General features: G+C 30.5%; 15 protein-coding genes. 14 read left to right on the top strand and 1 reads right to left on the bottom strand.

All coding sequences use genetic code 11. From position 1 onward, the window contains the following. The first annotated feature begins 43 nt into the window (after positions 1 to 43). The 9 genes from K7H06_RS18300 (at position 44) to K7H06_RS18260 (ending at position 12,011) form a co-directional block, all read left to right on the top strand. Positions 44 to 385 carry a UxaA family hydrolase gene (locus tag K7H06_RS18300; RefSeq protein ID WP_223037449.1) on the top strand — a complete coding sequence of 114 codons (342 nt, stop codon included), beginning with the start codon at positions 44 to 46 and terminating at the stop codon, positions 383 to 385. Between the two features lie 2 nt (positions 386 to 387). Then, the gene (locus K7H06_RS18295) at positions 388 to 1,563 is read left to right on the top strand and encodes a UxaA family hydrolase (protein WP_223037448.1); all 1,176 of its coding nucleotides are present in this window, start codon (positions 388 to 390) and stop codon (positions 1,561 to 1,563) included. 217 nt (positions 1,564 to 1,780) lie between these two features. Further along, on the top strand, positions 1,781 to 3,154 hold the full coding sequence (locus tag K7H06_RS18290) for a sigma-54 interaction domain-containing protein (RefSeq protein WP_223037447.1): 1,374 nt from the start codon (positions 1,781 to 1,783) through the stop codon (positions 3,152 to 3,154). A 225-nt stretch (positions 3,155 to 3,379) separates the two neighbouring features. After that, complete coding sequence (locus K7H06_RS18285; protein WP_223037446.1) at positions 3,380 to 4,501, top strand: mandelate racemase/muconate lactonizing enzyme family protein; 1,122 nt, start codon at positions 3,380 to 3,382, stop codon at positions 4,499 to 4,501. A 47-nt stretch (positions 4,502 to 4,548) separates the two neighbouring features. Next, a complete protein-coding gene (locus tag K7H06_RS18280; RefSeq protein WP_223037445.1) occupies positions 4,549 to 6,111 on the top strand; it encodes a BCCT family transporter in 1,563 nt (520 codons plus the stop codon). A gap of 249 nt (positions 6,112 to 6,360) precedes the next feature. Continuing rightward, positions 6,361 to 7,479 carry a nucleotidyltransferase family protein gene (locus tag K7H06_RS18275; protein ID WP_223037444.1) on the top strand — a complete coding sequence of 373 codons (1,119 nt, stop codon included), beginning with the start codon at positions 6,361 to 6,363 and terminating at the stop codon, positions 7,477 to 7,479. 211 nt (positions 7,480 to 7,690) lie between these two features. Then, entirely contained in the window at positions 7,691 to 8,383 is a 693-nt protein-coding gene (locus tag K7H06_RS18270; RefSeq protein WP_223037443.1) for a response regulator transcription factor, read from the top strand. After that, positions 8,361 to 10,682, top strand: a complete 2,322-nt coding sequence (locus tag K7H06_RS18265) for a sensor histidine kinase (protein ID WP_246637573.1) — start codon at positions 8,361 to 8,363, stop codon at positions 10,680 to 10,682. The genes K7H06_RS18270 and K7H06_RS18265 overlap by 23 nt, the downstream gene beginning before the upstream one ends. A 150-nt stretch (positions 10,683 to 10,832) precedes the next feature. Further along, positions 10,833 to 12,011: an MFS transporter gene (locus K7H06_RS18260; RefSeq protein WP_223037442.1), complete on the top strand. Its 1,179-nt coding sequence runs from the start codon at positions 10,833 to 10,835 to the stop codon at positions 12,009 to 12,011. Positions 12,012 to 12,070: 59 nt separating this feature from the next. On the opposite strand, the gene K7H06_RS18255 is transcribed toward K7H06_RS18260, so the two are convergent. Beyond that, complete coding sequence (locus tag K7H06_RS18255) at positions 12,071 to 12,697, bottom strand: HutD/Ves family protein (protein ID WP_223037441.1); 627 nt, start codon at positions 12,695 to 12,697, stop codon at positions 12,071 to 12,073. 462 nt (positions 12,698 to 13,159) lie between these two features. Here K7H06_RS18255 and K7H06_RS18250 point away from each other — a divergent pair, with 462 nt between their 5' ends. The 5 genes from K7H06_RS18250 (at position 13,160) to K7H06_RS18230 (ending at position 19,480) form a co-directional block, all read left to right on the top strand. Then, positions 13,160 to 14,095 carry a sugar ABC transporter substrate-binding protein gene (locus K7H06_RS18250; RefSeq protein ID WP_223037440.1) on the top strand — a complete coding sequence of 312 codons (936 nt, stop codon included), beginning with the start codon at positions 13,160 to 13,162 and terminating at the stop codon, positions 14,093 to 14,095. A gap of 63 nt (positions 14,096 to 14,158) precedes the next feature. After that, positions 14,159 to 15,679: a sugar ABC transporter ATP-binding protein gene (locus K7H06_RS18245; RefSeq protein WP_223037439.1), complete on the top strand. Its 1,521-nt coding sequence runs from the start codon at positions 14,159 to 14,161 to the stop codon at positions 15,677 to 15,679. Then, positions 15,663 to 16,595: an ABC transporter permease gene (locus K7H06_RS18240; protein WP_223037438.1), complete on the top strand. Its 933-nt coding sequence runs from the start codon at positions 15,663 to 15,665 to the stop codon at positions 16,593 to 16,595. The genes K7H06_RS18245 and K7H06_RS18240 overlap by 17 nt, the downstream gene beginning before the upstream one ends. 15 nt (positions 16,596 to 16,610) lie before the next feature. Next, positions 16,611 to 18,341 (top strand): DUF4091 domain-containing protein, encoded by a 1,731-nt coding sequence (locus K7H06_RS18235; RefSeq protein WP_223037437.1) that lies wholly within the window; start codon positions 16,611 to 16,613, stop codon positions 18,339 to 18,341. A gap of 14 nt (positions 18,342 to 18,355) precedes the next feature. Beyond that, positions 18,356 to 19,480: a GNAT family N-acetyltransferase gene (locus K7H06_RS18230; protein WP_223037436.1), complete on the top strand. Its 1,125-nt coding sequence runs from the start codon at positions 18,356 to 18,358 to the stop codon at positions 19,478 to 19,480. Positions 19,481 to 19,485: the final 5 nt, after the last annotated feature.

Here is a 19,485-nt window from a genome sequence, read left to right as displayed (position 1 = left end):
AAAGTAAAGGAGAAGCAAATTAATTCATAAAGGAGGAGAGAAAATGGGAAAAAAAATGATGCTAATGGGAGATAAGGATATTGTTGCCACTGCTTTAGATGATATAGAAAATGCAGATATTGTATCTATCATGTCTAGCGATAATCAAGAACTGTATACAATGGAAGCTAAAGAAGATATACCTTTTGGAAATAAAATAGCTTTACGAAACATTGAAAAAGGGGAGCGAATTATTAAATATAATGTTCCTGTAGGTGAATGTATTAAAAATATAGAAAAAGGAAGATTGGTACATGTGCATAATGTTAAAAGTCAAAGAGTTGATATACCTAAAGCTTTTAAAGAAGAAATTATTAAGCAAATGAATATAAATACGGAGGTATAAATATGGAATTTATGGGATATAAAAGACCAGATGGGTCAGTGGGAATTAGAAATAAAGTATTAATTATTTCTGTAGATGAATGTTGTGAAGGAATAGCTCGCCATATAGCAAAAGATTTTGATGATGTTGTTTTATTAACCAATTATTATACATGTATGTTGGGTGGGAACGAAGAAACATTTAATCAAATGATTGAAGTAGGAAAAAATCCTAACGTATCAGCTTGTCTTGTTATTGCAATGGGTTGCGGTAGTATTTTGCCTGAACAAATTGCTAATCCTATATCCAAAATAGGAAAAAAAGTATTATGTATGAATTGTATCGAGAGTGGTGGAACCAAAAAATCAATTGAATTAGGAAAACAAATGATGAATGAACTTGTTGAATATTCAAATTCATTTGAGCGTGAACCTGTTTCAATTGAAAAATTAATTGTAGGTGTGAAATGTGGTGGTTCAGATACAAGTTCTGGAATTGCTTCTAATCCAAGTGTTGGAAATATGGTGGATAAGTTCGTTGATCTTGGAGGAACTGCCATTGGTGGTGAATTAATGGAACTTTTAGGATGTGAAGAAGTACTTATAGAGCGTACGAAAAATAAAGAGGTAGCAGAAAAAATTATATCTTTAATAAAAAATGAAGAAAATAGATGGAGTGTAGAAGGTACTGAAGTTGAAACCATGAGTATCGGAAATAGCATAGGGGGTTTAACAACCCTTGAAGAAAAATCTATGGGGGCATTGCATAAAATGGGAAGTAAACCTATCATAGATGTACTACAAGTAAACAAGGATTTTATTGATAAACCAAAAGAGCCAGGATTTTATTTATCAGAAGCAACTATGCTATGTGGGGGCTCAGCAGTTAATTATGCATCTTATGGAGCTCAAATAATCGTATGGACAACGGGAGGAGCTGGATTTAATAATCCACTTATACCTGTTATTCGAGTTAGTGGAAATGAAGATCTAATCAATGACGATATTGATATTGATGCTACTGGAGTAATGAAAGGTATTGAGGGAATTAATTCAGTAGGAGATAAAATAATTGAAAAAATAGTACAAGTTGCGAATGGATCACTTACAAATGTAGAAGGATATGGGGAAGCAACAATGAGCCTATATCAAAAAGATCAACGAGTTGAAAAACTTTTAAATATTCCGTGTAAAAGATAATTTAATAACGTAAAAAATCTATGCTAAAATGAAAAATACTCTCCTTTCTGGAAATAATTAAGAAAAAACAGAAAGGAGACTATTTTTTTCTTTCTGTTGTCACCGTATATAAAAAAATGATATAGTGAACTATCAATAAGACTAAATAGTGTAAAATTCCAAGTAACAAGGCCCTTAAAAAAATAGTATATCCAAGAAGAATGATAAGGAGGTTGCTATGGTTTTTAAAAATAATTTAAATTACGAAGAATTTATAAAAATAATCGATGAACTATATGATGAAGTACTCATTTATGATAATAACTATAAAATTATTTATATAAACAAAGCATGTGAAAGACATTATGGTATGTCTCAAGAAGAGATGATCAGCAGTAGTTTTTATGATTTTGCAGATGAATATTGGAGTACTTCTGTACTTCCCTATGTATATAAAAGCAAGAAGGCCGTTCAGCAAAAACAAGAAACAAAACTTGGTGCGAAAATACTAACCATTGCAATACCTATTTTTGATGAAAATCATGAAGTCCAATATGTTGCAATGAGTATAAGAGATGACATACCAGATAATACAACTCAAAATCTCAACTTATTAGAGGATGTTATTCCTCTAAACATTAAAAAATTTGACCAAAACTTAATTTTTAATAGCAATAAAATGAAAAATATTTTTGCATTAGCAAATGAGATTGTAGATCTTGAATGTCCTTGTTTGATAACTGGGGAATCAGGAGTAGGAAAAACTTTAATAGGTAAATATATTCATGAAAATAGCGCTAGAAAAGAAAATTCTTTTGTGCATATTAACTGTGCTGCCATTAGCAAGGACTTATTTGAATCTGAATTATATGGTTATGAAAAGGGAAGTTTTACGGGTGCAACTACAACTGGAAAAAAAGGACTTGCTGCTGAGGCACATGGTGGAACTTTGTTTTTAGATGAAATTTCAGAAATTCCATATAAAATGCAAGCAAAATTACTTCAGTTTATTCAGGAAAAAAAGTTTTATTCTATAGGAAGTACAAAGCCTATAGAAGTTGATGTTCGAATCATTGTAGCTACCAATAGAGATCTAAAAAAAATGGTTGAAATGGGTACCTTTAGAGAAGATCTATATTATCGATTAAATGTTTTTGAAATAGATATTCCACCTCTTCGAGAGAGAAAAGATGATATTTTATTGATGTCTGATTTTTATTTGAATAAATATTGTCAAAAATATAATAAAACCCATAGATTTTCTGAAGAAGTAAAAGAAATTTTCTTAAACTATTCTTGGAAAGGAAATGTAAGAGAACTTTCTCATGTAGTAGAAAGACTGGTTGTAGTAACAAAAGAAGTGGTTATAAAGCCTTGGCATTTACCAAAGCATTTATATGAATTAATAGCAAAACCAAGTTATTCAGACATTGAAAGTTCTATGCGGGAGGGAAAAACTTTAACTGATATTATGGAGCAGTATGAAAAACAAATTATTAAAAAAGCATATGAAGAATGTAAATCTACAAGAAAGCTTGCACAAAAATTAGGGGTTAGTCAAACAAAAGCTTCTAAATTATATAGAAAATATATAAAAAACGAGTTGATTTGAACTCACTGAGTTCAAATCAACTCGTTTTTTATATGCTACTATATACCTTTAATAAGCAAGCTGTCAAAATATAATGAATTGTTTTTGAGTGCAAATAAACTCATATTTTGTCAATGAACTCTATCTATACAAGTAATTTACCCATTTTTATTTTGGCATGATACTTGCGATTGTATTTATATGTCGACAAAAGGGCCCATATGAAGAAACAGGAGGAAATCGTTTATGAAGATAACAGATGTAGAAGTTATATGTTTAAGAGTTCCAGAAGTGAATAAAAGATGTGTATGGGGAGAAGATGCAGTAATTGTAAAAATCCATACAGATGAAGGAATCACAGGTGTTGGAGAGACAGATTCATCTCCTTTAGTAGTAAAAAGTATTATTGAAACGCCAAATTCAAATCTTGCTTGTTTTGGTTTAAAAGAGATTTTAATAGGTGAAAATCCCCTAGAAATTGAACGATTATGGAATAAAATGTATGAGCTATCTAACTATGTGGGGAGAAGAGGGGCAGGAATTCATGCAATGAGTGCCATTGATATTGCCCTTTGGGATATTGCTGGTAAATATCATAATGTTCCTGTGCATGAGCTTTTAGGTGGTAAACACAGAGATAAAATCAGAGCATATGGTACTTTTATACCTGCTGATACACCTGAGGAAAATAAAAAAATTGTAAAAGACTTAAAAGATAAAGGATTTACGAGTCTAAAATTTGGTGGCGGTATTTTAGGAGATGATCCTGATACGGATTATGAAATCATCAAAGCTGTTCGTGAAGAAGCTGGTGAAGATTTTGAGATTCAAATTGATTTGGCTGCTAAATGGAAAACACCAGAACACACCTTATATATGGCAGACCGATTAAAGGATTTAAATTTAAATTGGATTGAAGAACCTATTGGTTCTGATGATTTAATGGGATATAAAAATTTAGGAAGTTCAATCAAACCCATGATTGCAGGAGGAGAAACACTAACAACTACCCATGAATTCATACAATTTCTTGAATTTGGAAAACCTGATTTGGTGCAGCCAGATGTAACTAGGTGTGGTGGTATAACAGAAGCCATGAAAATATATGACCTATCTAAAAAATATGGTGTGAAGTTAGTACCTCATGGTTTTAGTACAGGTATTTTGATAGCTGCTACGACACATTTCTTAGCAGCATGTGAAACAACTGATTTGATTGAGTATTCACAAAGTACAAGTCCACTTTTTAAAGATTTAGTTAAGAATCAAATAGCGTTCAAAGATGGTTATGTAGAAGTTCCTAACGCTCCAGGTCTAGGAATCGAATTGAATGAGGAAGTTATTGAGAAATATAGAGTATTCGAGTAAAAACTGTTCATATTAAAAAAAACTAAGGGATAGAAAGGAGCATTTTAATGAGTATAGAAAAAAAACAAGTGAAATATGATAAATTATTGATTACGATTAGTATGGCATTAGTCCTGAGTGTTGTAGCATTTTTGTTCTTCCAACCAGAAGCTTCACAAAATGTTGCAAGTAAAATTTTTGGCTTGTTCACAGATATATTTGGTTCGGGAGTATTATTATTTACTTTCTTAGGAATTGTCCTTTTGGTGTCTATAGCTATTAGTAAATTTGGAAGTATTAGGTTGGGTATGGAAAAACCTGAGTATTCAACTTTTAAATGGGTTGCTATGATGATTTGTTGTGGATTAGGTTCTGCTACTGTTTATTGGGCATTTATGGAATGGGCTTATTATATAGGTACTCCTGGTATTGGAATAGAACCTGGATCATCATTTGCTTATGAAATGAGTGTTACCTATAGTATGTTTCATTGGGGTGTAAGTGCATGGACATTGTATGCTCTTGCAGCTATTCCTGTAGCATATCACTTCTATGTTAGAAAAAATGGTGGACTTAGCTTTAGTTCAGTAGTAAGCGCTATGACAGGAATTAAAGCTAATGGCGTGATCGGAAGAATCATTGATGTAATCTTTATTTTTACTTGCTTTGGGGGATTAAGTATAACATTAGGGGTGTCAGTTCCTTTAGTTACACAAGTTGTTTGTAGTGTTATTGGGATTGAACCAACATTTACAATGAATATTGTTCTTATTGTTTTTATTTCAATCATCTATTCATTTAGTTCATATATTGGAATCCAAAAGGGTATGAGTAAACTTGCTGATTGGAATACAAAACTTGCAATCCTTTTCTGTATATTAGTATTATTAATTGGTCCAACGTTATTTATTATGAAAAACTTTGTAAATTCTTTTGGTCTAATGATACAAAATTTTGTTCGTATGAGTTTATTTACTGATCCTGTAAATAATAGTGGATTCCCTGAATCATGGACCATGTTTTATTGGTTATATTGGACTGCTTATGCACCTTTCACTGCATTATTTATCACGAAGGTATCAAAGGGTCGTACCATTCGTTCAGTTATTATTAACACCCTTGCAAGTGGAAGCTGTGGTTGTTTCTTCTTCTTTGGAATATTAGGAAGCTTTACAATGGAAAGAGAACTTTCAAAAATAGTACCTGTAGTTGAAATGCTTGGTAAAGGATTAGATAAAGAAGCAATTGTAATGGCGCTACAATCACTACCAGGTGGAAATTTACTTTTAATCTTGTTCTCTGTTATAACCGTATTTTTCCTAGCTACAACATTAGATGGAGCAGCTTTTACCATGGCATCAACTGCTACTCCTGGACTTAAGAATAATGAAGAACCTCATCCAATACATCGTCTATTCTGGTGTGTAATGCTTGCATTAGTTCCTTTAACAATGATTATGATTGGAGCAAACTTAAATACTATTAAAACATGTGCTGTTGCAACAGCTGTGCCACTTACTTTTATAATGATTGTCATGCTTTATGGCTGGTTAAAATGGATGAGTGCAGATTACTCAAAGAAAAATTCAATTGAAATTATTGAAGAATTTAGATTACCTGAAGATCAATAAGTGAAAATAAAATCTCCTTTCTGGCAAGTAGAAGCAAGAAAAAGCCAGGAGGGAGATTTTTTATTTTTGTTTTAAGGAATGAATGTGATAAAATTATGAGTAGTTAGAAAATAATTATTTTTATGGTTATAAATGAGAATTGAAGAGTAATAAGTAATTGTGAAATTAGAACATGTATATATTTTTATATGGCGTTAAGAAATAGAAAGAAATGTTTTTAATAAGTTTAGTTTGTGAGGGGGAGCAGTAATGAGTTTCATGGCAAAAGAAGAATTTTTTAGAAAATATGATAGTATAGATGAACAAAAGTTTGATGGAATTCCACTAAGTTGGGAAATGATAGAAGAAATTTATGAGGATTATGTAGGAAAGATAAAAGATTTAGAAGTGATCGCTACAAATATTACTAATTTATTAATGGAAGTAGATAAAGTACATTCTATAAGAAAAAGAGTGAAGGATCCAGAGCATTTGATTGAAAAGATTATAAGAAAGAGTATTAAAAAACCTAGACTTAAAATTAATGTGAATAATTATTCTAAAATCATAACAGATTTAATTGGGATAAGAATCCTTCATTTGTTTAAAGAAGATTGGGTACCTATTCATCAAAAAATAATGAAGACATGGAATCTTAATGAAAAACCCCAGGCGAATATTCGAAAAGGGGATAGGGAAACGGTTTTTAAAGAAAATAATTGTGAGATCAAAGAGCATAAGTATGGTTATCGTTCTGTTCATTATTTGATTAAGCATCCATTTACAAAAAATGAGTCAAAAATTGTTGAAATTCAAGTAAGAACTCTTTTTGAAGAAGCCTGGAGTGAGATTGATCACCAAATCAGATATCCATATGATATTGATAATCCAATCCTTGCAGGATATTTGGTGATGTTTAATGGATTAGCTGGAAGTGCTGATGAAATGGGTGGCTTTATAAAAGTTCTAAAACAAGAACTAGATTATAAGGATCAAGCAATAGAAGAAAGAGATACTGTTATAAAGGAATTGCAAGAGAAAATTAATCTTTCACAATTAGATGAACACGAAAAAGAACAAATTCATTTAAGCTTAGTAAAATTAACAGAAAAAGAGCCAGAAAGATCTCCTGTTATTTTAAATGAATGGAATATGAATTCTTCGTTAGCAGAATCTATGGCTAAAATATCGTCTATTAGTAGCTTTGTAAAAAACCATTCAGGGTTACAAGAGTCTCTTTCAAAGATAACAGATAGCTTAAAACCAGATTTGATGGAGTGTAAATCTGCATTGGCAAAAGTAGCAGATTGTATTAAGGAGAGACATTTAGTCTCTGAAATAAAATCTGAAATTGCTTATAATTTAGAAAATGTTAAAAAGATAGAATAGATAATATAAAAGATTCAAGAATTTAAAATGAACCCTATGGATTAGACAATTAAAAAAGTCTACTCTATAGGGGATTTTTAGTTCTAGATAGAGAGGTTCATAATTGTTTTGTTTTTTCTTAAGAAATCTGTAAGAATTATAGTAGGATAATTTTAGAAAATATGTGCTAATATAGCTATATGAGATATCTCAAAAGGTATGGGAGTGAAATATGCATATGTATAATATATTGGTGGTTGATGATGAAAAAGAAATAACAGATGCTATAGAGGTTTATTTAAAAAACCAAAATTATCATGTTTTTAAGGCATATAATGGACAAGAAGCATTAGAAATTTTTGAAAAAGAAGAAATTCATTTGATTTTGATGGATATTATGATGCCAAAACTAGATGGTACAAGTGCGACCATTAAAATAAGAGAGCAAAGTACAGTACCTATTATCATGCTTTCTGCAAAGTCAGAGGATATGGATAAAATATGGGGGTTAAACATTGGTGCGGATGATTATATTACAAAGCCCTTTAATCCAATGGAGCTACTGGCAAGGATTAATTCTAATCTTAGAAGATATACAAGCTATTCAAATGTTAAAGAAGACAAAGAAAATGTGATAAAAATAGGTGGGATTGAGTTGAATGATGAAAGCAAAGAGGTATTAGTAGATGGGGAAGGCGTGAAGGTTACTCCCCTTGAATATAAGATTCTTTATTTACTCATGAACCACCCTAATCGAGTATTTTCTATAGAAGAAATATATGAAAAGGTATGGAAAGAACCAGCCTATAATCCAGATACAGTGACGGTTCATATAAGAAGGATTCGAGAAAAAATTGAAATCAATCCGAAGGAACCAAAATATTTAAAGGTGGTGTGGGGAATTGGATATAAATTCGAACAATAATGCAAAAGATGAGAATAATCAAGAGAAAGATATAGAAAAAGATAAGAATAATGAGCAGAAATATGAAGAAAGTTTAGAAGGAATAAATAATAATACAGAAGAACTTAATGAAAAGACAGTAGTGAAAAAAGACTATAAGGAACAAGATAAAGAAAAAGAAGATGAGAGTCAATATATAAAAGAACCTAAGACGAGTAGCAAGGTCAAAAAGAATCAAAATAAATTCAAGGCATCTGCTTTTATAACGATATTGATGATTTTTATATTTGCAGTCGTTTCTGTAGGAAGTTATTTACCTGCAAAGAATTTCTTACTTTTTGAAAAAGACCTTACAAAAGCGTATATAGAGAGTAATGATTTTAGTTATAGATTAGCGCGAGTAACAAGGTATTTAGAGAGATCCATGATAGAAGGAAATGATGAAGATCCATATAGCTATGCGAATATAGATAGTATTCAATATTATATAAGGAATAAGGATAAAACTATTAGTAAAAGTAATATAAAAGATATAGATAAAGTACAAGGTAGCGATGAAGAAGAAGGATCTAATGGAGAACGTAAAATTGAAAAAAGTAATGTAAAAGGTACTACAGAAAGTAAATTAGAAAAACTTATGAATAATAGTATGTTTTATATGCATATAAAAACAGATGATCAGGGTAATATTCAAATAGAGAAGATAACAGACGAAAAATTTAATCAATACGAATTTAAGGATTCATTAAATAGAAGAACTCAAAACAAAGAAGAATATGCTAACTTAGATATCGTGTATATGATTCCAAGTGACTTACAGTCTCCAGTAAACTTTCATAACTATCAGGATGCTTTTACAAGAGATATACAAGAATTTCATATACAATTTTATATAATGCTTATATTAGGAATAGGGGTAGTCAGTATATTGATTTTAAGTATTATAGCTTTTTGTATACCTTATGAAAAACAAAAGGAAATATCTATTTGTAATCTTTTTAATAGGATGTTTTTAGAGATTAAGGGATTTATTTGGCTCGGATTTATTGGAGTTGTTGGAATTGGAGGAACTGCACTTATTGAAGAATTTAGTTATGGAATCAATCAAGCATTTGATTTTTTGCATATGATTTATTATGCGGATGAATATTTTTATATAATAGGAATTCCTATAACCTTTATATTATATCTACTTATTTATTTAAGTATTGTTTATATAAAATATATTTATCATACAGGGTTTAAAAAAGGATTCATTGAAAATAGTATTTCAGGAAGAATATGTCTTTATCTTCTTAGAAAAGTAAGAGAAATATTTCGAGGAATGATGAAAATAGATGTAACAAAAGATATTCATAGAAAGCTTATTATGGTAGTGGGGATTAATTTAGTTGCTCTATGGAGCATTGCATTATTTGGACCCTTTGGACTTGTTTTAGGAGTTGTCTATACCCTATTTTTATTCAAATATTTGCTAAAATTTATTCTTAAAGTAAAAGCTTTAAATGATGCGAGCCGAAAGCTTGCTGAAGGGGATTTTGATATAGATTTTGAAGAAGATATGGGAATCTTTAGTCCAATCTGTGACAACTTAAATAATATTAAAGATGGATTTAAAGTAGCAATTGATAAAGAAATAAAAAGTCAGCAGATGAAAACAGAGCTCATATCAAATGTTTCTCATGATTTGAAAACACCTCTTACCTCTATCATCACTTATATTGATTTATTGAAAAAAGAAGATATTAAAAATGAAACTCAAAAGGAATATATCGACGTGCTTGATAGAAAATCTAAGCGGTTAAAGGTGTTGATAGAAGATTTATTTGAAGCAAGTAAAGCAAGTAGTGGAAATATTGACCTCCATTTAGAAAAGGTAGATGTGATTGCTTTATTTCGACAAACATTAGGAGAATTAGAAGAAAAAATCAATCAAAGTACACTTCAAATGAAAATGAATTTACCAGAAAACAAGGTGATATGTGAACTAGATGGTAGAAGAACCTATAGAGTCTTTGAAAATATTATGAGCAATATATTAAAATATGCCATGCCTCATTCAAGAGTATATATAGATGTTTCAGAAGATGATAAAGAAATAAGCTTTACATTCAAAAATATTTCAGCTTATGAAATGAATTTTGATGCAAAGGAAATTACAGAACGTTTTACAAGGGGAGATAAATCTAGAAATACGGAAGGGTCAGGACTAGGGCTTGCAATTGCTAAAAGTTTGATGGAACTTCAAAATGGAAATTTGATCGTTACGATAGATGGAGATTTGTTTAAAGTAATGGTTACCTTTCCTAAAGGGGAATAGATAGAATAAAGGTGACGCAAAATGTGTCACCTTTATTTTTATAAAATTTAGAGGGATAATATATTTGTGATCTCCATTCAAAACAATTGATTAAGCTACAGGGACATGGTACAATGTGATAATAAAATTTGAATAATTGAGGTGCATAATTTGAATAAGAAAATAACCTATTTAATTACTTTTATGTTTTTTATGAGTATTTTAGCCAATACGGCACATCCCGTTACACCAGAATTGGTTGTTAGCTTAAATATGTCATCACTCATGTATGGAATTATGTTTGCTACTATGTCTATAGCTAGTTTTACTATGTCACCTATTTGGGGGAGTTTGTCAGATAAATATAGAAGTAGAAAACGATTCATATACCTTCCTTCTATAGGTTATGGATTGGCACAAATAGGCTTTGGTTTTTCTACATCTCCTATAATGATTCTTGTATTTAGAGTTTTTGGTGGTGGGTTTGCTGCATCCATATTTACCAATGCCATTGCTTATATTGTTGATGAAACAGATTATACAAATAGAAGTAAAGCAATTGCCTATTATACAGCTGTAACTGGATTTGGCGTGTCCTTAGGATATTTAGTTGGAGGGTATATTGGTGCAAGTGATTACCATTATGCTTTTATTTTTCAATCTGTGGGACTGATTATACATGCTATAATGGTATATTTTCTTTTACCAGAAAGCAATGTGAAAATTGAAGGTATAAAAGAATCATCTACACATTTTATTTTTCAAATAAAAGATGATTTTAAAAAATACATGCCTACAGCTTTAGGTACGTTACTTTTAGTAGTATTATTAACATCCCTTTCTTTTGTTGCTTATACAACAGGAATCAATTATTACTTAAAGAAATATCTAAGTTTAAATCCATTACAAATAGGCTATTATATGGCTTTTACAGGGATTGTGGGTATGATTGCAAATATTTATTTAACCCCAAAAGTATCAAGAAAATATGGGGATAAGAAATCACTAAAATATGTATTGTTCGTTACAGGGATTACCCTTATGATTCTTGCAATGATGGATAATTTATTAGCTCCTATTTCAATCATTGTATTTTTAGTATTTATATTTTTTATTTCCATGTTTAAGCCCTTGCTACAGACAATGGTGTCTAATTTAAGTAAAGATGAGCATGGGAAGATTATGGGGCTTCAAAACTCTGCTAACTCTGTAGGAATGGTGGGGGGATCTTTATTGGCTGGAACTTTATTAGATATATATCCTCGAGGATCTTTTCTTATAGCAGCTATTATATTTATTGGATCTTTTTTGATCATTTTATTGAGTAAAAAGTTGAAAAGACACTCTTAGTGGTAAAAAGAAAAGCCTTCAATTTTAATATCTATTAAAATTGAAGGCTTTTAAGTTAATCAGTAAACAACACTTACCCTTATGATATGTATAGTCTTTTGTATCTCATTAAGAATCTTAAGAGGTAGTTTTTGAGAAGGACTTTTCATATGTATCAGTAATAAATTTCCCTTTTGTAAAAGAATTTCCTCTTTCTGATCAATTACAATACTTACATGATGATTTATGCAGTAAAAACCTTCTGTAGATATAGTAAATTCATTAGTATATAGATCATGTATATCTACTATTTCTATATTTTCTTCTTCTAAAATCTCAATAGCTTCAAGATTTCCTTTACAGCCTTTAGCCATCATAAGGTTAAAATCTGTTACCTTCCCATAACTATGAGTGGTCCATTCTCCACTAAAGCTATCTTGTTCAAAAGGATTTAAAGAAATAGAATGATGATCTTTATGTTCAAGATGCATTTGTCCATCAATGATCATAATCAATCTCCAAAAACTTGGGAGGGGTGTGAATATAGATTCAGTGGTTTCAACCTTCGCAGAACTAATTCTCCATTTAAAATTACGATTATTATAAGAAGCATCCTTTGGATAAATAGCAAGTTGGGTAGTTGTACCACCAGACCAGGAACTTGTTTTTTGTTCACTTTTTCTAATAATTTCAATAGAATAGGACATGATAAACCTCCTCTTGTAGCGTATAAGCTTCTTACTTTACAGAAAAATAAGGAATAATATTCCAATCATAAATTTATTATACCATGTTGCGCGGTATACTGAAATTTTTTGTTAGGAATACTTACTAAGTTTCTTAGGGAGAGGTTATTTTTATGCTATGGATGTTTGTGCATCTATGGAAGAAATAAAAAAAGATTACAGCTATTGTTGCAGGATTTGTTTTTAGTTATGATTTTAGTAAAGAATGGAAAACTATTAAATGTAAAGAATATAATTATGACCATAAGTGATGATGAATTTAAAATAATTATTTTAAAGTCAATAGGATAAAAAAAAATTATAGTTAATTCTTTATTATAGAAATATTTAATACAATAAGAAAAATATTGAATATTACAAAAAGGACTGATACAATTTAGAAGAGAAAAATGTCGAAAAAAGCAGAAAACGAGGAGGCTATCTATGAAAAAAATATTTACTTTATTATTATGTGTAGCATTAGTATTTGGTGTTGTTGGATGTAGTTCAAAACCAGCAGATGAAAATAAAAAATTAAGAGTTGGATACGTTACGATGGATATAACGAGTCCTTACTTTATAAAAATGATAGAAGGTATGAAGGAAAAAGCGAAAGAGTTAGATCTAGAGCTTAGTATACATGATGGAAAATATCAAGCACAGCCGCAAATTGATGCTATGGAAACATTGATTACACAAAAAGTAGATGCTATTGTGTTGAGTGCTAACGATCCAGCAGCTTTGCAGCCTATGATTGATAAAGCGAAAGAAGCTGGAATAAAAGTAATCACTGCTAATGTAGAAATGAAAAATGCAGATGCTCATGTGAGTTTAGTTGAATATGATTATGGATTCATGGGTGGAGAATTAGCTGGAAAATATATAAAAGAAAAATTAAATGGGGAAGCAGAAGTAGCTGTACTTACTTTTACTCAAGTACCAGCAGTATTAGATAGGGTAAAGGGGTTAAAGGAAGGGATACAATCTTTAGCACCAAAGGCTAAAATCGTAGCAGAAACAGAAGCTTATACAAGAGAGCTTGGTATGAATGCTATAGAAACTGCATTACAAGCAAATCCTAATTTAAATGTAGTAGTAGGGATCAATGATGATGCAGTATTAGGTGCTTATGAAGCTATGATGGCAGCAGGAAGAAATGGGGACGATGTAGTTTTAGTGGGTCTAGATGCAGTAGAAGAAGCTATTAAGAAAGTAGATGAAGGTGGTATTTATAGAGGAACTGTAGATATAGCACCTTTTGAAAGTGGTAAAATTATCATAGATACCACTAAAAAAGTAATAGAAGAAGGACCAATAGATGAAATGATCAAATTCCCTATGACAAAAGTAACTCCAGAAAATGTAGATCAATTTAAATAATATTAAGTATCCTCCATGAATAATGGAGGATACTTTGTATATCTAGGTTTGGAGGAAAAAGTTTTGAAAGATAGAATCATGAAGCTTCAAAATATCACAAAAAAATATCCAGGAGTAGTAGCATTAAAAAATGTGAGCTTAGATTTTGAAGAAGGAAAGGTACATGCTATTGTAGGAGAAAATGGTGCAGGAAAATCAACCTTTATAAAAATCATAACAGGTGCTGTCCATCAAACTTCTGGAGAACTTTTTTATAAAGGAAAGAAGGTAAAAAATAACTCACCCAAGTTAAGTCTAGCAATGGGAATCAATGCAGTTTATCAAGAATTTAATCTTATTCATTCCCTTACTATTAGAGAAAATATTTTTTATGGTTATGAACACACAAAAGGAATCTTACTAGATCAAAAGGCCATGGATGATGCATCAAAAGAAATATTAAAAGAGCTAGGGGTAAATATTTCTCCAAAAACTCTTATTAGAGATATTGGCATTGGCAATCAACAGCTTATAGAAATAGGAAAATCTCTTGTAAAAAAGGTGGAAGTATTGATATTAGATGAGCCTACCGCATCCCTCACACAAAAAGAAATCAATCATCTTTTTAAAATAATAAAGAATTTAAAGGAAAAAGGTGTTTGTATTATATATATTTCTCATCGACTAGAAGAAGTTTTTAAAATAGCAGATCAAATTTCTGTACTAAGAGATGGGTGTTTAGTCACTACTAAAAAACCAGAGGAACTAACAGAAAATCAATTGATTGAATATATGGTTGGGAGAAAAGTAAGCAAACAATATCCATTGGATATAGAAGATTATAGGGGTTTTGATACAAAGGTACTAGAGGTGAAAAATTTATCTACTGAATTTGTAAAAGATATTTCTTTTTATTTGAAAAAGGGAGAAATATTAGGCATCGCTGGGTTAGTATCATCTGGAAGAACTGAGTTGGCAAGGGCAATATTTGGGATAGATAAGATCAAACAAGGTGAAATATGGATTTGCGGAAAAAAAGAAAAATTAAAAAGCCCCAAAGATGCTATTGATAAGGGGATGGCTTTTATAACGGAAGATCGGAAAAGCTTAGGACTTATATTAGATATGTCCATCAAAGAAAATACGAGCTATGCTTCTTTAAACAAATGGAGTAACTTAGGAATATTGAATAAAAAAAAGGAAGAAAAAGAAGTAAAGAATATTTTAGCAGGCTTACAGGTGAAATATGCTACTTTAAAGGAAAAGGTGAAAAATTTAAGTGGAGGAAATCAGCAAAAAGTAGTCATTGGAAAATGGCTATTAACAGATAGTCAGATGATTATATTTGATGAACCTACAAGAGGGATAGATGTGGGCGCTAAGGAAGAAGTTTATAAAATTATGAAAAAATTGATCCAATCAGGCAAATCCATTATCATGATTTCTTCTGAAATGAATGAAGTTTTGAATATGTCTGATAGATTGTTGGTTATGAGCAATGGAAGAATTGTTTCAGAATATAAAAAGGGAGAAGGAACACCTGAGAAGATCTTTTTAGATTCTTCTAGTTTATTAAAGGAGCGGGATGATGGAAAAGAAAATTAAATCTATATTTTTTAAATATGGCATACTCGTATTTTTGATATTTTTATGTATTGTATTTTCAATAGCTAGTCCATATTTTTTAACAATAGATAACATTACTATAGTATTAAGACAAATCTCCATTGTAGGGATTTGTACTGTAGGGATGACAATGATTATTTTAACGGCGGGTATTGATCTTTCTGTAGGGGCAATGATGGCACTTTGTTCTGTAATTCTTGCAAAGCTAATGGTAGCAGGGGTAAATATATTCTTAGCAATCATGATTACTTTACTCGTGGGGATGATTTTAGGATTATTCAATGGATTTTTAATCAATAAAATAAAAATTTCTCCTTTAATATCTACTTTAGGAACCATGACGATCTATAGAGGGATTACTTATATTATTACTAAGGGGCTTCCTGTATTTGGATTTCCTAAAAGCTTTTCCTTTATTGGACAAGGTTATTTAGGGATGGTTCCTATTCCTGTGATTATACTTATTCTTGTATATATAGCAGGCTTTTTTATCTTATATTTTACTAAGCTAGGAAGATATATTTATGGCATAGGAGGAAATGAGAAAGCATCTATTCTTTCAGGAATTCATGTAAAAAAAGTAAAATATATGGTTTATGTGATGGCTGGTTTTTTAACGGCCCTTGCTAGTATAGTCATGTTATCAAGAATTAATAGCGCCCTTCCTAATGCAGGCACTGGATTTGAGCTAGATGTGGTTACAGCTGTAGTTTTAGGTGGAATTAGTGTAAACGGTGGAGAAGGGAAATTGGCAGGAGTAATTATTGGGAGTTTGATTATGGGGATTTTATCTAATGGCATGATCTTATTAAATATTGGAGAGTATTATCAAATTGTTGTAAAAGGGATTGTATTACTTACGGCTGTTGGGATTGATAATGCAGTGAAAAGATAAAAGGATGTGATGGATTTGGATTTTTATATGAAATTAGTTCATGGGTCTGTAAAGCATGTAAAAGGGAAAGAAGAAAATTTAATAGAAATGAATAAAACGATAACGGTTTTAAAAGAAGAAGAATTTGGATTTCAATTGATTATCAATGGAGCTCATCCCTTTTTTTGTAAGCTAGGAAAAAGAAATGATATTCATTGGAAAGGATTAGGAGAGTCTATTCGTATAGAAATAGAGTTAGATGAAAATTTGAGAGAGCATTTTAAAATAAATTTCTTAGGATATGTAAAGGATGATGAAGAAAATTTAGTGGGAGATCCTATTCTCAACAAAAAATCCTTGTATATAGAAAAAGATCATCAAATGCTTTGGATAGAGGGGAAAATTCCTAAAAATTATGATCAAGAAAGTATTCAAGTAAAGGTGAAGGCTTTTTATACAAAAGGATATGAAAGAGAACAACTTCTGATAGAAAAAGAATTGACAATAAAAGTGATAGATTATGTACTAAAACCCATAAAAGAGGGACCTTTTTTCTTAGATTTATGGCAGCATTTATGCAATTGGGCAAGAGCTTATGATGTAGCATATTTTTCTGATGAACATTTTGAGATCATAGAAAATTATATAAAAGATTTATCCCATTTAGGACAACGAGTTATTGATTTGATTGTTACAGATTATTCTTGGGCAGGACAAAGATGTTATGAAGTACAAAAGAATCACGCAAATTTATTTGAAATGAACATTGTGAAGGTATCTAAAAATAGAGAAGGAAAGCTTTGTTGTGATTTTTCTTCATTAGATCGATATGTAGATATATGTTTAAAACATGGCATCAAAGAAGAAATTAATCTGTTCGGACTTATAGGAAATTGGGATGCTTTTGCATTTGGTAATCCCGTAAAAGGTTATAAGGATGCTATACGAATTATCTATTATGATGAAAGAGAAAGCTGTTTTGATTATATAAAAAGCAAAGAAGAATTAAGAACATATTTATCCTTATTGTTTAGACATCTCATCCATAAGGGGTTATGGGATAAGGTTAAAATCATAAGTGATGAACCTAATAATATAGAAATATTCAAAGAGTGTGGGGACTTTTTACAATCAGCCATTCCTGCGTACAGATTAAAATATAAATGTGCACTTCATCATCAAGAGTTTTTTGAAAGATATGGAGAAAATATTGAGTCTCTTTCTTTAAATACTTGTGAACTTGTGAACAATATAAGCAATATAAAAACACTTAAAGAAGAAGTGAAAAAAAGAGATGGTTTTCTAACTTGGTATTCTTGTTGTTTTCCAGAAAAGCTAAATATATTTTTAAACTCTCCCCTGTTAGAAAGTCGCCTGAAGGGATGGTTTACTTACTACTTTGAAATGGATGGATTTTTAAGGTGGGCCTATGGCATATGGCCTGGAAATGTTTTTGAGGATGCAAGGTATAAGTCCTCTAAATGGAAAGCAGGAGATATGTTTTTTGTATATCCAGGAAAAGATTTAAAACCTATGCAATCTGTAAGACTTAAAAACTTCTTATTTGGTATCCAAGATTTTAATCTATTTAAGGAAATAGAGGAAAGTGGAAAGATGCAAGAAGTCTTTAATCAAATGGAAAAGCTCTTAGGAAAGAAAAAAGAAATGGTGTTTGTACCAGAAAGAAGCGTAAAAATGGAGTATTCCCTAGAATCTGAAAAATATGATGATTTGAGAAATGATTTAATCCAAAAACATTTACTTTAAAGAGGATGATAAACATGATAAAGGCTAGAAGTGCAAGGATTGAAGAATTTGAAAAGGTCGTAGAACTGATTAATAAAGTATTTAGAACAACAAGAGGACATGAACCTACTATGCAGCAAGAGTTTCCATTACTCATTAATAAAAATAATGTAGAGAATATGGTGATTGTAGAAAAAGAGCAAGAGATCGTATCCGATGTAAACTACTTGATTCAAGATGTATTGGTGCAAGGAACAAAAGTAAAAGTAGCTTCCATAGGAGGGGTTTGTACAGACCCAAAACATGAAAGGAAAGGATATGCATCTAAGATTTTAGATTATGTAGAAAAAAAGCTTTATGAGGAGGGGGTAGAGGTTTTATTAATATCGGGAAATAGAACCTTATACACCAGAAGAATGTGTAGTCGAGTAAAGAATTTTTATAAATATACGATTAAACCTGAAGATATTATCTTAGATCTATGTATAGAAGAGTATGATGAAAAATATTTAAACCAAATGATCAATAGGTATCATCAAAGCAGTACAAGATATGTTAGGACAAAAGAACAATTTAAGATGCTACTAAAGGCAGGAACCATTCCTTGGGGAACTTATACCTATAAAAAATTAGTCATAAAAAAAGAAGATAAATTAATAGGTTATATGGTTATAAGACTTATTGATGAAGAAAAAAGACGGGGAGAGATCATTGAGTTAAACATACCCAATCATTATGTAAGAGATATTATAGCCCATATAGCATACCAATATGATTTAAATGATGTGGATTATTGGGTACATGTAAAAGATACTCAAAACCATTTAGAAAATTATGATGAAGTTAATATAGATGATTTACATGGAACTATAAAAATTATTCATTATGAAAAATTATGCAAAAGCTTATATGATTATTTTGTTCAATATGTAGAGCAAGAACTTTTAGATCATATGGAATTTAAAGATTTAGATGTAGGATATTTGATGAAATATAAAAATGAAGCGTTTTTTATAAAGGATGTAGAAAAACTAAATCAATTATTTTTTGCAGGGCTTGTAGATGAGAAGGAATTAGAGGGAAAAACGAATATAGAAAACTTTATAAGAAGTGTATTTCCTCTGCCTTTTATATGGCCAGCAAATCTTAACTATCAGTAAATTAG

Origin of the sequence: Crassaminicella profunda (genome assembly GCF_019884785.1) — a bacterium.
In the GTDB taxonomy this organism is placed as follows: domain Bacteria; phylum Bacillota; class Clostridia; order Peptostreptococcales; family Thermotaleaceae; genus Crassaminicella; species Crassaminicella profunda.
Note: the sequence above shows the minus strand (reverse complement) of the source record. Positions and strands in the feature narration are given on the sequence as shown.

What these genes read in the sequence shown, in the direction of transcription:
- K7H06_RS18230 (WP_223037436.1), top strand. Translation starts at nt 18,356, where the DNA reads ATGATAAAGGCTAGAAGTGCAAGGATTGAAGAATTTGAAAAGGTCGTA.
- K7H06_RS18250 (WP_223037440.1), top strand. Translation starts at nt 13,160, where the DNA reads ATGAAAAAAATATTTACTTTATTATTATGTGTAGCATTAGTATTTGGT.
- K7H06_RS18290 (WP_223037447.1), top strand. Translation starts at nt 1,781, where the DNA reads ATGGTTTTTAAAAATAATTTAAATTACGAAGAATTTATAAAAATAATC.
- K7H06_RS18300 (WP_223037449.1), top strand. Translation starts at nt 44, where the DNA reads ATGGGAAAAAAAATGATGCTAATGGGAGATAAGGATATTGTTGCCACT.
- K7H06_RS18270 (WP_223037443.1), top strand. Translation starts at nt 7,691, where the DNA reads ATGCATATGTATAATATATTGGTGGTTGATGATGAAAAAGAAATAACA.
- K7H06_RS18295 (WP_223037448.1), top strand. Translation starts at nt 388, where the DNA reads ATGGAATTTATGGGATATAAAAGACCAGATGGGTCAGTGGGAATTAGA.
- K7H06_RS18275 (WP_223037444.1), top strand. Translation starts at nt 6,361, where the DNA reads ATGAGTTTCATGGCAAAAGAAGAATTTTTTAGAAAATATGATAGTATA.
- K7H06_RS18285 (WP_223037446.1), top strand. Translation starts at nt 3,380, where the DNA reads ATGAAGATAACAGATGTAGAAGTTATATGTTTAAGAGTTCCAGAAGTG.
- K7H06_RS18240 (WP_223037438.1), top strand. Translation starts at nt 15,663, where the DNA reads ATGGAAAAGAAAATTAAATCTATATTTTTTAAATATGGCATACTCGTA.
- K7H06_RS18280 (WP_223037445.1), top strand. Translation starts at nt 4,549, where the DNA reads ATGAGTATAGAAAAAAAACAAGTGAAATATGATAAATTATTGATTACG.
- K7H06_RS18255 (WP_223037441.1), bottom strand. Translation starts at nt 12,697, where the DNA reads ATGTCCTATTCTATTGAAATTATTAGAAAAAGTGAACAAAAAACAAGT.